The following is a 13001-nucleotide window of genomic DNA, read 5'->3' as shown; positions in this document are numbered from 1 at the left end:
CCGAGCGCCGGCCCTTTTTTCGTGGAATGATTGAGACGATCCGGCTTTTGCGAGGCCACGTCACATTGCACGGGGATTTCGCGAAAAGGTGATTTCGCCCTCCATCATTCCGCCTTATGCTGGTGCTCAATGTGCGCATGTACCCCTTATGAGGAAGCTTAATGGCCCCCACGATTCGCTCGCCCTTCAGACGAACGCTCGCGCTTATGGCCAGCGCTGCAATTCTTGCGCATGCCGGCATGAACGGGGTCGTGTATGCCCAAACCGCGCCTGAGACGACAGCGCCCGGGCTTGCCGCCCCCGCTCCGGCTAACCCAGAAACGGCTGCCCCTGCACCCACACCGGCTGCACCGGAAACGGCTGCTCCTACGTCTACCGCACCGCAGCAGACCGTTCCGATCCAGGCCGCCATGCCCAACAACGGCCCGGCTTCCGTCGCCGATCTCGCCGAGGGGCTGCTCGACGCCGTGGTCAACATCTCGACCTCGCAGAATGTGAAGGACGACGAGGGCGCCGGTCCGGCGCCGCGCGCGCCCGACGGTTCGCCTTTCCAGGAATTCTTCAACGATTTCTTCAACAAGCAGCAGGGCAACAAGGGCGGCAACCACAATGTCAGCTCGCTTGGCTCCGGCTTCGTCATCGATCCGGCGGGCTATATCGTCACCAACAACCACGTGATCGAGGGTGCCGACGATATCGAGATCAATTTTGCCAATGGTTCGAAGCTCAAGGCGAAGCTGATCGGCACCGATACGAAGACCGATCTTTCGGTGCTGAAGGTCGAGCCGAAGGCGCCGCTGAAATCCGTGAAATTCGGCGATTCCAGCACGATGCGCATCGGCGACTGGGTGATGGCGATCGGCAATCCGTTCGGCTTCGGCGGTTCGGTGACGGTGGGCATCATTTCCGGGCGTGGCCGCAACATCAATGCGGGGCCCTACGACAACTTCATCCAGACGGATGCGGCGATCAACAAGGGCAATTCCGGCGGCCCACTCTTCAACATGAAGGGTGAAGTGATCGGCATCAACACGGCAATCATTTCGCCGAGCGGCGGCTCGATCGGCATCGGCTTCTCGGTGCCGTCGGAGCTTGCCTCCGGCGTCGTTGACCAGCTGCGCGAATATGGCGAGACGCGGCGCGGCTGGCTCGGCGTGCGCATCCAGCCGGTGACCGACGATATCGCCGATAGCCTCGGGCTCGACACTGCAAAGGGCGCGCTGGTCGCCGGCGTCATCAAGGGCGGCCCCGTCGACGACGGCTCGATCAAGGCGGGTGACGTCATTTTGAAATTCGACGGCAAGACCGTCAGCGAAATGCGCGACCTGCCGCGCGTCGTGGCGGAAAGCACGGTCGGCAAGGAAGTCGACGTCGTGGTGCTGCGCGACGGCAAGGAGCAGACCGTCAAGGTGAAGCTCGGCCGGCTCGAGGACAGCGATCAGGCGGCAGCATCCGACGATGCGGCGCCCGACGGTTCGCAGAGCGACGGCGGCGTGATCACCCCGGACCCCGGCGAGAATAATGACATGGACCAGCCGGATTCAGGCGATCAGGCTAAGCCTGCACCTGATTCACCCGACCAGCATAAAAACCAGGTGTCGCCGGATGCGGCCACGCCGAAGAACGTGCTCGGGCTGTCGCTGTCGCTGTTGAGCGCAGAGACGCGCAAGGCCTTTGGCATCGCCGAGAGCGTCGACGGCGTCGTCGTCACAGAGGTGACGCCCGGCTCCGCCTCGGCCGAAAAGGGGCTGAAGCCCGGCGACGTGATCGTCGAGGTGGCGCAGGAGTTCATGAAGTCGCCGGATGCGGTCGCAGCCAAGGTGCAGGCGCTGAAACAGGAAGGCCGCCGCAACGCCCAGCTGATGGTCGCATCGGCGAATGGCGATCTGCGGTTCGTGGCGGTGCCGATGGAATAGGGGAGCTAGGCGGTAGTGAATTTGCCGCCGTGGTCTCCAACTCTCCCTCATTCCCGTGCTTGTCACAGGAATCCAGTGCGCCCAAAGTCCTTGGGCTAAGAAGACTCTACTCTCTTGGCGTAAATCATTCACCGCGCAGACGCGCGGTGGCTGGATTCCTGTGACGAGCACAGGAATGAGGGCGGAGAGGGTGTGCCGGGCGGCCTTTCGAAACGGGGCCGTTGGCCTAACGGTCCGGAGGTGACAGGCTATTTGGCGGGTTTATGGAGGTTGCCCTTCCGTACGTGGCACCGGCGATCAGCCCCGATTTCGGGAATATCGCTGGTATCGCCTTCAAGCCGTCACGAAATCCGTCTTCCGGTAACCCTGGATATAAAGCAGGGCGGTCAGGTCGCCGTGGTTGATGCGCATCTGTGCTTCGGCAGCGACTGCCGGCTTGGCGTGGAGGGCGACGCCGGCGCCGGCGAGGTGTAGCATGCCGAGGTCGTTGGCGCCGTCGCCGACGGCCATCGCTTCTTCCGGCGAAATGCCGAGGCGAGCCGATATTTCGTTCAGCGCATCGACTTTCGCCTGCTTGCCGAGGATCGGTTCGGCGACGAAGCCGGAGAGAATGCCGCCGTCTTCGAGCAGCGTGTTGGCACGGTTCTCGTCGAAGCCGAGGGTGGCGGCGATGCGGCTGGTGAAGACGGTGAAGCCGCCGGAGACAAGCGCGGTGTAATGGCCTTTCGACTTCATGGTGGCAAGCAGTTCCGGGCCGCCCGGCGTGAGCGTGATGCGCTTGGCGATGACCTCATCGACGACCGATATCGGCAGGCCCTTCAGCAGGGCAACACGCTCACGTAAGGCGGGCTCGAAAGCGATCTCACCGTTCATGGCGCGGGCAGTGATGGTCGCGACCTTCTCCTTCAGGCCGACTTCGGCGGCGAGCTCGTCGATGCATTCCTGGCCGATCATCGTCGAATCCATATCGGCGATCAGCAGCTTCTTGCGGCGGGTTTCCTGCTCCTGGATGACGAGGTCGATCGGCGCGTTTGATATGACGGCAAGGATATTGGCCTCGGCCGCTTGCGCATCGGTGCCGTCGCGCAGCGCGATGTCACAGGCGATGCCGTCTGCCAGCCAGTAGAGGCCTGAAGCGTTCACGGCCTCCGCCGCCTGTTCGGCGATCGTGGGTGTCAGCACGGGATTTGACGGATTGGCAACAAGCGTGGCAACGAGGGCCATGATGGAAAACCTTCTGAGCACAGTGAACGCGATCCTGATAACCGGGCCGACCGCCAGCGGCAAGTCCGCGCTCGCCGTCGAATTGGCCAAGCGTCATGACGGCGCGGTCGTCAACGCCGATAGCATGCAGGTCTACGACACACTGCGGGTGCTGACCGCGCGCCCGTCGGAAGAGGAGATGCAGGGTGTGCCGCATCATCTCTACGGCCACACGCCGGCGGGTGTAGCTTATTCTACAGGCGCCTGGCTGCGCGATGTCGCAGCACTACTACCCGCGCTCAGGGCTGCGGGACGGCTGCCAGTCTTCGTCGGCGGCACGGGACTTTATTTCAAGGCGCTGACCGGCGGTCTCTCCGATATGCCCGAGATACCGGAGGAATTGCGGGAGGAACTCAGGACGCGATTGCTGCAGGAGGGGCCGGACGGACTCTATGCCGCACTCGCCGCGGCCGATCCTGCCATGGCGGCAAGCCTCAACCGCCAGGACGGGCAGCGGATTGTCCGGGCGCTGGAGGTCTTGAAGGCGACGGGACGGTCGATCGCCGATTTCCAGGGCCGATCGGGACCGGTGGTGATCGACGCGGGCGAAGCCCGCAAGATCGTCGTGCTGCCGGACCGGGCGGTGCTGCATGAACGCATCAACGGGCGTTTCGAAAAGATGCTGCAGCAAGGCGCGGAAGACGAGGTGAAGGCTCTGCTTGCACTCGACCTGCCGGCCGAGGCGCCTGTGATGAAGGCAATCGGCGTGTCGCAGATTACGGCGATGGTCGGAGGTAAGATGACGCGCGACGAGGTGCTGGAGAAGGGGGCTGCGGCGACGCGGCAATATGCCAAGCGGCAAATGACATGGTTTCGCAACCAGATGGACGACAGCTGGGAACGGCTGAAGGTCTAGCCATCAGTTTGTTGCGGGCCTCTTGCTTGAGACATCTGCTAGCTCAGCAGTTTGACGAGTTCGCCAACCGCCGCCTGCAGCTGGTCCGGCAGAAATCCGCCGAAGCCCAGCATCAGGCCGGGGCGCGCCGGCTGGGCGGCATACATCGGGGAGATCGCACGCACGGCGAGGCCGGCCGACAGCGCACGGGCTGCGAGTTGCACGTCATCGACCTCTTCGGGCAGCCATAGAAGAATATGCATGCCTTGGTCGCTCTGCTGGACGCGGCAGCCCTCAGGCAAGGCCCGCTCGAGCGCCGAAAGCAGAAAAGCGCGGCGTTCGGCATAGAGGCCGCGGATGCGCCGGATATGCGCTTCGAAATAGCCTTCCCGCATGTAGGCCGCCAGAACGTGCTGTTCGGCGATCGGCGAATGCCGATCGAGAATGGCGCGGGCGCCGGCAAAGGCTTCCGCGAGCGGAGGAGGGGCGATGACGTAGCCGAGGCGCAGGGAAGGAAAGAGCACCTTGCTGAACGTGCCGAGATAGATGACACGTGACGGCCGCAACCCCTGCATTGAGGGAAATGGGTGTCCGGCATAACGCAGCTCGCTGTCGTAATCGTCCTCGACGATCCAGGCGCTATTTTGGTCGGCCCAGGCGATCAAGGAATTGCGCCGGGCCATGCTGAGCGGCATGCCGATTGGATATTGGTGCGACGGGGTCAAGAATGCGGCGCGCGCCTGCGGGCATAGCTCGAGACCGCGTTCCACATTCATTCCCTGTGCATCGACCGGCAGGCGGTGTGTCTGGACACCGAGATCATCGAGCACCGCCGTCAGGCCGGGATAGGCCGGGTCCTCGGCCCATACCGGATCATCACGCGAGAGAAGGACCCGGCCCGCCATATAGAGGCCTTGCTGGGTGCCTGACGTGACGATGACCTGTTCCGGCTCGCAATGAACGGCCCGCGCGCGGCGGACGTGGCCGGCAATGGCAAGCCTGAGTTCGAGCAAACCCATAGGATCGTGGTAGCCGGAGGGTGCGGCCTGTCGCGACGCGCGCACGCGGTTGCCGAGACGGCGCCAGTTGTCGTCGGGCGCAATGCCACAAGCCGGGACGGCGATGGCGAAGGGAACGGGCGGGTGCGGGGTGAGCGCACGGGCGACGGCAATCAGCCGGGCAGCCTGGGAAGGCAGATCGACGGCATCCGCGGTAGATGGCACAGCCGGTGCAAGCGGGGGCGCCGGCGTGGTGTCCATCAGATCGGTGGCAACACGGGTTCCGGCTCCGACCCGCGCTTCGAGATAGCCTTCAGCGGTCAACTGATCGAACACCTCGACAACGGTGCCGCGCGCGATCTTCAGCGAAGCCGCAAGGCTCCGCGTCGAAGGAAGGCGTTCTCCCGACCTCAGCTCACCGCGGGCGATCGCGTTCCGCAGGGCCTGTGCAAGCTGGCGACTCACATTGGCCGTTCGCTCGATCGCTTTGAGCGATGGTATTTCGATGGTGCTACGCCGTTTGGACATCGCAAAATGGTCCATAGAAATTATTCAAAATGGAGCTTCATGGTGGACCAATTTTCAAAGAAAAGGAAGCAGATTGGCGACTTCCCGAGGGCGTGCTTTTCGTCGTCGGGGTGGTACCGTGCGCGAGCGCAAACTTCTGGAAAAGACACAAATGCAGGATCTTCTCGTCGTCTACATCGCCTACGCAATTGCTGCAGGCAGTCCCGGACCAAGCAACATGGCCATTATGAATGTGGCAATGCGGCAAGGGCGTCGACCGGCGCTCGCCCTTGCCGCCGGGGTTATAACGATGTCGACATGTTGGGGGCTGGTTGCGGTCACCGGCATCTCGACACTGCTGGTACGCTATGCCCATGCCCTGCTGTTTCTCAAGATTGCAGGCGGATTGTACCTTCTCTGGCTCGCCTGGAGGGCGGCCCGCTCGGCAGCAGCCCCGGATATGCCGGCAAGCGAGGTCGTCCGGCCTGCCGCGCAAGTTGGCGTGCTCTATCGTCGCGGCGTTCTGATGCATCTCGGTAACCCGAAGGCGGTTCTGGCCTGGGTGGCGATCATGTCGCTCGGCCTCAAGCCGGGCGCTTCGCCGGAGATGGCCGTCACGGCATTCGGCGGCTGCGTGCTCTTGGGCATCTCGATATTTGCCGGCTATGCCGTGCTCTTCTCGACGGCACCGATGGTGCGCGGCTACGCCCGTGCGCGGCGGTGGATCGAGGGCAGTCTCGCCGTCTTCTTCGCCGGTGCCGGATCGCGCCTGCTGTTCTCACATTGACCGGATTTTCAGGATCGCATCATGTCTGTCACTTCTCCGTTTCATGGTCTTTCGGCCTTTCCGCCCACGCCCGCCAATAGGGAGGGCCGGGTCGACACCGAAGCCCTCGGCCGCCTGCTGGAACGCCTGTGTGATGCAGGCGTCGCTTCGATAGGCCTTCTCGGCAGCACCGGGATCTACGCCTTTCTCACGCGCGAGGAACGACGGCGAGCCGTCGAGGCTGCGGTCGAGTGCGTTCGTGGTCGTATTCCCCTCGTCGTCGGCGTCGGCGCTCTGAGGACAGACCATGCCCGTAGCCTGGCGAGGGATGCCGAGGCCGCCGGTGCAGATGCTCTTCTGCTTGCGCCGGTGTCCTACACGCCGCTGACCCAGGACGAAGCCTACGAGCATTTCCTGGCGGTCACCGAGGCGGCGAATCTGCCGCTTTGTATCTACAACAATCCCGGTACGACCCACTTCACCTTCGGCCGGGATCTTCTGCAGCGCCTGTCCGATATCGAGACGATCAGGGCCGTGAAGATGCCTCTGCCTGCTGACGGCGATTTCGCAGGCGAGTTGGCGGCATTGCGAGAGAAGACCAGGCTTGCGATCGGCTACAGCGGCGACTGGGGCGCGGCCGAAGCGCTGCTTTCAGGTGCCGACGCCTGGTACAGCGTCATCGGTGGCTTGCTTCCGCGCGTCGCCCTTGCCCTGACCAAGGCTGCGATTGCGGGCAAGGGCGGGGAGGCGCACCGGCTCGATGGTCTCCTCGAACCGCTCTGGAAAACGTTCAAGGCGTTCGGAAGCCTTCGCGTGGTCTATACGCTGGTCGACCTTCTCTCACTCGCGGGGGCAGAGCTCCCACGCCCTCTCCTGCCGCTCGGGCCGATGGACCGGCAGCGTGTGCTCGACGCCGTCGAGCCTCTGATCGCCCTGGAGAGCGAGCTGAAGCGTCAATCCTTGTTGTAAAGGCTGCTCAGCGGTTTTTTCAGGATGCTTTCGCGCAGCGACGTGCCGGGCTCCCGGCGGGAGACCGTGGGCTGGTCCGCCGGTGGTGCCGGTCGGGGAAAAACCGGCTCGTCGCGGCGCATCTCGCGGCGAAGCGCGTCCAGCCGGGGATCGATTGCGGGTGACGTGGCCGGGTCCAGCCGCGGCGTCTGCGGTAGCAATTCCCGCCGGTAGGTTTCGAGCGGCGCGGAGGCCGGCGGCGCGGCAAAAGAGGCGAGCGGCGTGTATGGCTTCGCGTCGAGATCCTCGTCGGCTGCGTCGGTCTCGTCGAAACCTGCCACGGACGCGGCATAGTTCTGCTGGAAATTTGAAATGTCGGGTCCGACGGTCACCGCCCGCATGCGGGTGACGATCTTGCGCAGATCGACCGTATCCGGATCTTCCTCGCTTTGCTTGCTGTTGGCGCTGCTCGCCTTCGGCAGCAGGTTCTCCTCGACGCGGGAAAAGCGCATGCGCATCGGCACGCTGATCGCCTCACCGAAGGCGATCGCTTCGCCATTGCCGATCGAGGAGATGAAGCTTGTCGTCGAGATCGACGAATTCGGGATGGCCGAGCGGATGATTTCCTGGTCGCGGTCGTTGGCGAGGCGCATGGCAAAGAGCGTCGAACACTGCGACAGGATCGTCTGGTCGAGCTCGCCCGGGCGCTGGGTGATGATGCCGAGCGAGACGCCGTATTTGCGGCCTTCCTTGGCGATGCGGGCGATCGCCTGGCGCGTCGGCACGAAGCCGAGGCTCGGATCGGAGGGGATATAGCGGTGAGCTTCCTCGCAGACGACGAGCATGTGGATGGCGCCCTCGCTCCACAGCGCTACCTCGAAGGCCATGCGGCAAAGCACCGAAGCGACCGAATTGACGACCTCGGAAGGAATGCCGGCAAGCTGGAAGGCACAGATCGGCCGGTTCTCGCCGGGGATGCGGAAGATCTGCGCGATGGTGTCGGTGATCGTGTCGGTGATCGTGTTGTTGGAGAACATGAAATGATAACGCGGATCATTGATTGCGGCGATGATGCGCATCTTCAACGAACGCAGGAAGGGTTTTTCCGAACGGCCTTCCAGGCGACCGATGCGCTCGTCGATCAGCGCCAGCAGATCGGCCATGCGGTAGGGAACCGGCGTGTCGGCGGTGATCGAACTCTTTTCGGTCGTGCGGCGCACCAGTGAATTGTCGCTACCACGGAAGGCGCGCTTGGCTTCCGGCAGGATATCGCGCAGCATGTCGAGCTCTTCGGGCACCGGCGGGCGGCCGCGAAAGACGACTTCGGCGAACTCTTCAAGCCGCATCAGCCAGAAGGGCAGATCAAGCGTATCGGTATCGATGGTGACGGCGTGCTGAGGAAAGGCGGCGGCGAATTCGTTATGCGGATCGAGGATCAGTACACGCAGCTTCGGGTCCGCCGCGATCGCCTTGTGCAGGAGCAGCGACACGGCCGTCGACTTGCCGACGCCGGTCGAGCCGACGACGGCGAAATGCTTGGAGAGCATCGAGGGGATATGGATCGCCGCATCGATGCTATCGTCCTGCGTCAGCTTGCCGATGACGGCGGTCGTACCCTCGCCGGCATCGTAGATGCGCATCAGGTCGGCGGATCGGATGCGGTGGGCGATGGCGCCGAGATAGGGATAACGCGAGATGCCGGTCGAGAATTCCTCGCGCCCGTCCTCGTCGACACGGACTTCGCCGAGCAGTTCGGTCTCGATCTTGAAAATATTGTCCTCGCCTTCGCCCCAGGCGTGGCTGCCGGTGTTCATCTGATAGACGAGCGCGACGACGCGATTGCGGCCGACGCTGATCGAAATCAGCCGGCCCACGGACCAGAGTTCGGTAAGATCGGTGCCGCCCTGTTCGGCGACGGCGGCAATCGTCGCCCGCGAACCGCTGCATGCAACGACGCGGCCGAGAAAGCGATTTCCCGGCGCATGGCCATCGCGGCGATCATGCTCGCCTGCCTTGCCAGACGTGCGCAAGTCGTTGTTGAGCAAAGGGCTACTCCATGCAGTAGCGTAGAAGAATAAAGTCGATCCTTTAACAAATCCTTCATCCTATCGATTTTCGGGGATGCAGGCGTGGGGCAGTTTTTTATTGCGGCATGCGTTGACGCTGCGAAATTTTCTGTCTATCACTTCCGACCATGAAAATCGCAACGGCTCTTATCGTGGTGGGAAAGCGCATGGGCAGGATGGTGTAACCATCCGGCGATAGCCACCCATGCGCTAGATGACAGGCTCCTCAGGGGCCTTTTTTTATGCCCGAAATTCGGGCTTCCGGCCACAAACGCAATCCCAGCATCAAACGGAACAGACAGATGAGCACGGACAATCAGGCGGCAGGCAATCGGATGACGGGAGCGGAGATCGTTCTCAAGGCGCTGAAGGACAATGGCGTCGAACATATTTTCGGCTATCCCGGCGGCGCGGTCCTGCCGATCTATGACGAGATCTTCCAGCAGGAAGATGTCAAGCACATCCTCGTCCGCCACGAGCAGGGGGCAGGCCATGCGGCCGAAGGTTACGCCCGCTCCACCGGCAAGGTCGGCGTCATGCTGGTCACCTCGGGTCCGGGCGCTACCAATGCCGTCACGCCGCTGCAGGACGCGCTGATGGATTCGATCCCGCTCGTCTGCCTGACCGGACAGGTTCCGACCCCACTGATCGGCTCCGACGCCTTCCAGGAATGCGATACGGTCGGCATCACCCGGCCCTGCACCAAGCACAACTGGCTGGTCAAGGATGTCAACCAGCTTGCCGCCGTCATTCACGAGGCCTTCCGCATCGCCCAGTCTGGCCGTCCAGGCCCCGTCGTCGTCGATATTCCGAAAGACGTGCAGTTTGCGACCGGCACCTACACGCCGCCCGCCGATTACGCGATCCAGAAGAGCTACCAGCCGAAGATCCAGGGCGACCTCAACCAGATCCATGCCGCGATCGAACTGATGGCGAATGCGCGCCGTCCGATCATCTATTCCGGCGGCGGCGTCATCAATTCCGGCCCCGAGGCTTCCAAGCTGCTGCGCGAGCTGGTCGAGCTCACCGATTTCCCGATCACCTCGACGCTGATGGGCCTCGGCGCCTATCCTGCTTCGGGCAAGAACTGGCTGAAGATGCTCGGCATGCACGGCTCCTACGAGGCCAACATGGCGATGCACGACTGCGACGTCATGGTCTGCATCGGCGCCCGTTTCGACGACCGCATCACCGGCCGTCTCAATGCCTTTTCGCCGAACTCGAAGAAGATCCATATCGATATCGATCCATCCTCGATCAACAAGAACGTCCGGGTCGATATCGGCATCCGCGGCGATGTCGGCCATGTCCTCGAAGACATGGTTCGCCTGTGGCGAGCGCTGCCGAAGAAGCCGGAGAAGGGTCGCCTGGACGACTGGTGGACCGATATCGCCCGCTGGCGGGCACGCAACTCCTTCGCCTATACGAAGAGCAATGACGTCATCATGCCCCAATATGCGCTGGAGCGGCTCTTTGCCCACACCAAGGACCGGGATACCTACATCACCACCGAGGTCGGCCAGCACCAGATGTGGGCGGCGCAGTTCTTCGGTTTCGAGCAGCCGAATCGCTGGATGACCTCGGGCGGCCTCGGTACGATGGGCTACGGCCTGCCGGCCGCGCTCGGCGTGCAGATCGCCCATCCCGACAGCCTCGTCATCGACATTGCCGGCGACGCCTCGATCCAGATGTGTATCCAGGAAATGTCGGCGGCGATCCAGCACGACGCGCCGATCAAGATCTTCATCATGAACAACCAATATATGGGCATGGTGCGTCAGTGGCAGCAGCTGTTGCACGGCAATCGCCTGTCGAACTCTTATACGGAGGCGATGCCCGATTTCGTCAAGCTGGCGGAGGCCTATGGTGCCGTCGGCCTGCGCTGCGAAAAGCCGGATGCGCTTGATGACACCATTCTGGAGATGATCGAGGTCAGAAAGCCCGTCATCGTCGATTGCCGTGTCGCCAATCTCGCCAATTGCTTCCCGATGATCCCCTCGGGCAAGGCCCATAACGAAATGCTGTTGCCGGACGAAGCCACCGACGAAGCGGTCGCCAATGCGATCGACGCCAAGGGCCGCGCGCTCGTCTGACATTTTTAATTTGTCCATAACCCTTTCCGAAAATCGCTTTCGATTTTCAGGGGTATGCGGCAGGGAAGAGGAAACTCAAGACCATGAACGCACACCTACAACCCACGGGCTCAGCCTATTTCATCTCGCCGGAAACGGCGGCGGTCGAAAGCCACACGCTTTCGGTTCTCGTCGACAACGAACCGGGTGTTCTTGCCCGGGTCATCGGACTGTTTTCCGGCCGCGGCTACAATATCGAGAGCCTGACGGTCTCCGAGACCGAGCATCAGGCGCATCTTTCCCGTATCACCGTCGTCACACGCGGCACGCCGCAGGTGCTGGAACAGATCAAGGCGCAGCTCGAGCGCATCGTGCCGGTGCATCGCGTCGTCGACCTGACGGTGCGGGCCCGCGAACTCGGCCAGGATCGCCCGATCGAGCGCGAAGTGGCGCTGGTCAAAGTGATCGGCGAGGGCGAGATGCGTGCCGAGACCCTGCGCCTTGCCGATGCCTTCCATGCCAAGGTGGTGGATGCGACGGTCGGACACTTCATTCTGGAGATCACCGGCAAATCGTCGAAGATCGATCAGTTCGTAGCGATCATGAAGCCGCTCGGCCTCATCGAGGTGTGCCGTACCGGCATTGCGGCGATGAACCGCGGCGTGCAGGGGATGTAAATAATACAGCCCGGACATGTAAGGATCACAGCCCGGGCATCTAAGCCCGATGCTGCAATGATTGCGAAAGCCGCTGGAGATCAAAGCATCTCCAGCGGTTTTTTCTTTGTGGGCGGCGGAAAGGCGGCGTCGATGGCATCCCAGTCGTCGTCGGTGATTTCGAGCGAGACGCAGTCGCGGTTTTCCGCCGCGCGTTCGGCATTCGACGTTTTCGGAATGACGATGACGCCGTCGCGTTCCAGAAGGAAGGCGAGTGCCAGCTGGGCGGGCGTTGCCTGATAGGCCTTGGCGATGCGGATCAGCTCGGGATGGTGCAGGATATTTCCCTGCTCGATCGGCGAATAGGCCATGATGGGAATCCCGCGGCTCTGGCACCAGGGCAGCAGATCGAACTCGATGCCACGGCGGGAAAGGTTATAGAGCACCTGGTTGGCGGCGACATTGGCGCCGTCGGGCACGCCGAGCAGTTCCTCCATGTCATCAGTGTCGAAGTTGGAGACGCCCCAGGCGCCGATCTTGCCGGATGCCTTCAGCATTTCGAAGGCGGCGACGGTCTCTGTGAGCGGATGGTCTCCGCGCCAGTGCAGCAGATAGAGATCGATGCGATCGGTGCCCAACCGTTCGAGACTGCGCTCGCAGGCCTCGATCGTACCTTTCAGGCTGGCATTCCAGGGATAGACCTTGCTGACGATGAAGACCTCGTCGCGCCGGCCGCTGATCGCCTGGCCGACAATCTCTTCAGCGCCACCGTCTCCATACATTTCGGCGGTGTCGATCAGCGTCATGCCGAGATCGATGCCAGCCTTGAGGCTTTCGATCTCGGCCTTGGCATGGCCGGCATCCTCACCCATGGCCCAAGTTCCCTGGCCGAGCGCCGGCACGTCATTGCCGTTCGGGAATGTAATCGATGGAATCGGGTCGTCCTGCATGGTTTCTGTCCCTTCGACAGGAGA

At 62.7% G+C, this 13001-nt stretch carries 10 protein-coding genes; 6 read left to right on the top strand and 4 right to left on the bottom strand.

All coding sequences use genetic code 11. The features are described 5' to 3' along the window. The first annotated feature begins 161 nt into the window (after window positions 1-161). Window positions 162-1916 carry a Do family serine endopeptidase gene (locus AC244Q_RS13775; RefSeq protein WP_128406247.1) on the top strand — a complete coding sequence of 585 codons (1755 nt, stop codon included), beginning with the start codon at window positions 162-164 and terminating at the stop codon, window positions 1914-1916. A gap of 333 nt (window positions 1917-2249) precedes the next feature. Here the strand turns inward: AC244Q_RS13775 and serB are convergent, their stop codons facing one another. Next, window positions 2250-3140: a phosphoserine phosphatase SerB gene (gene serB / locus AC244Q_RS13770; protein ID WP_128406248.1), complete on the bottom strand. Its 891-nt coding sequence runs from the start codon at window positions 3138-3140 to the stop codon at window positions 2250-2252. Between serB and miaA the strand changes: the two genes are divergently transcribed. Then, window positions 3139-4035 carry a tRNA (adenosine(37)-N6)-dimethylallyltransferase MiaA gene (miaA, locus tag AC244Q_RS13765; protein WP_206641065.1) on the top strand — a complete coding sequence of 299 codons (897 nt, stop codon included), beginning with the start codon at window positions 3139-3141 and terminating at the stop codon, window positions 4033-4035. The genes serB and miaA overlap by 2 nt on opposite strands. A gap of 38 nt (window positions 4036-4073) precedes the next feature. Here miaA and pdxR read toward each other — a convergent pair whose 3' ends face one another. Continuing rightward, window positions 4074-5540, bottom strand: a complete 1467-nt coding sequence (gene pdxR, locus AC244Q_RS13760; RefSeq protein WP_206641066.1) for a MocR-like pyridoxine biosynthesis transcription factor PdxR — start codon at window positions 5538-5540, stop codon at window positions 4074-4076. Between the two features lie 151 nt (window positions 5541-5691). On the opposite strand from pdxR, the gene AC244Q_RS13755 reads away from it, so the two are divergent. Together AC244Q_RS13755 and AC244Q_RS13750 are read left to right on the top strand one after the other, a co-directional pair. Then, entirely contained in the window at window positions 5692-6306 is a 615-nt protein-coding gene (locus AC244Q_RS13755) for a LysE family translocator (protein WP_128406251.1), read from the top strand. Between the two features lie 21 nt (window positions 6307-6327). Then, window positions 6328-7254 carry a dihydrodipicolinate synthase family protein gene (locus AC244Q_RS13750; RefSeq protein WP_012758228.1) on the top strand — a complete coding sequence of 309 codons (927 nt, stop codon included), beginning with the start codon at window positions 6328-6330 and terminating at the stop codon, window positions 7252-7254. Here AC244Q_RS13750 and AC244Q_RS13745 read toward each other — a convergent pair. Continuing rightward, window positions 7239-9278: an ATP-binding protein gene (locus tag AC244Q_RS13745; RefSeq protein WP_012758227.1), complete on the bottom strand. Its 2040-nt coding sequence runs from the start codon at window positions 9276-9278 to the stop codon at window positions 7239-7241. The genes AC244Q_RS13750 and AC244Q_RS13745 overlap by 16 nt on opposite strands. A 323-nt stretch (window positions 9279-9601) precedes the next feature. Between AC244Q_RS13745 and AC244Q_RS13740 the strand changes: the two genes are divergently transcribed. Both AC244Q_RS13740 and ilvN read left to right on the top strand, forming a co-directional pair. Continuing rightward, a complete protein-coding gene (locus tag AC244Q_RS13740; RefSeq protein WP_128406252.1) occupies window positions 9602-11392 on the top strand; it encodes an acetolactate synthase 3 large subunit in 1791 nt (596 codons plus the stop codon). Window positions 11393-11475: 83 nt separating this feature from the next. Next, window positions 11476-12048 (top strand): acetolactate synthase small subunit, encoded by a 573-nt coding sequence (ilvN, locus tag AC244Q_RS13735; protein WP_003560902.1) that lies wholly within the window; start codon window positions 11476-11478, stop codon window positions 12046-12048. Between the two features lie 80 nt (window positions 12049-12128). On the opposite strand, the gene AC244Q_RS13730 is transcribed toward ilvN, so the two are convergent. Then, window positions 12129-12977 carry an aldo/keto reductase gene (locus tag AC244Q_RS13730; protein ID WP_128406253.1) on the bottom strand — a complete coding sequence of 283 codons (849 nt, stop codon included), beginning with the start codon at window positions 12975-12977 and terminating at the stop codon, window positions 12129-12131. Window positions 12978-13001: the final 24 nt, after the last annotated feature.

The organism is Rhizobium sp. CB2179 (genome assembly GCF_057653455.1).
This window is presented reverse-complemented; position numbering and strand designations above follow the sequence as displayed.

Coding starts and splice junctions, on each gene's coding strand:
- AC244Q_RS13775 (WP_128406247.1), top strand. CDS start 162: ATGGCCCCCACGATTCGCTCGCCCTTCAGACGAACGCTCGCGCTTATG.
- miaA (WP_206641065.1), top strand. CDS start 3,139: ATGATGGAAAACCTTCTGAGCACAGTGAACGCGATCCTGATAACCGGG.
- serB (WP_128406248.1), bottom strand. CDS start 3,140: ATGGCCCTCGTTGCCACGCTTGTTGCCAATCCGTCAAATCCCGTGCTG.
- pdxR (WP_206641066.1), bottom strand. CDS start 5,540: ATGTCCAAACGGCGTAGCACCATCGAAATACCATCGCTCAAAGCGATC.
- AC244Q_RS13755 (WP_128406251.1), top strand. CDS start 5,692: ATGCAGGATCTTCTCGTCGTCTACATCGCCTACGCAATTGCTGCAGGC.
- AC244Q_RS13750 (WP_012758228.1), top strand. CDS start 6,328: ATGTCTGTCACTTCTCCGTTTCATGGTCTTTCGGCCTTTCCGCCCACG.
- AC244Q_RS13740 (WP_128406252.1), top strand. CDS start 9,602: ATGAGCACGGACAATCAGGCGGCAGGCAATCGGATGACGGGAGCGGAG.
- ilvN (WP_003560902.1), top strand. CDS start 11,476: ATGAACGCACACCTACAACCCACGGGCTCAGCCTATTTCATCTCGCCG.
- AC244Q_RS13730 (WP_128406253.1), bottom strand. CDS start 12,977: ATGCAGGACGACCCGATTCCATCGATTACATTCCCGAACGGCAATGAC.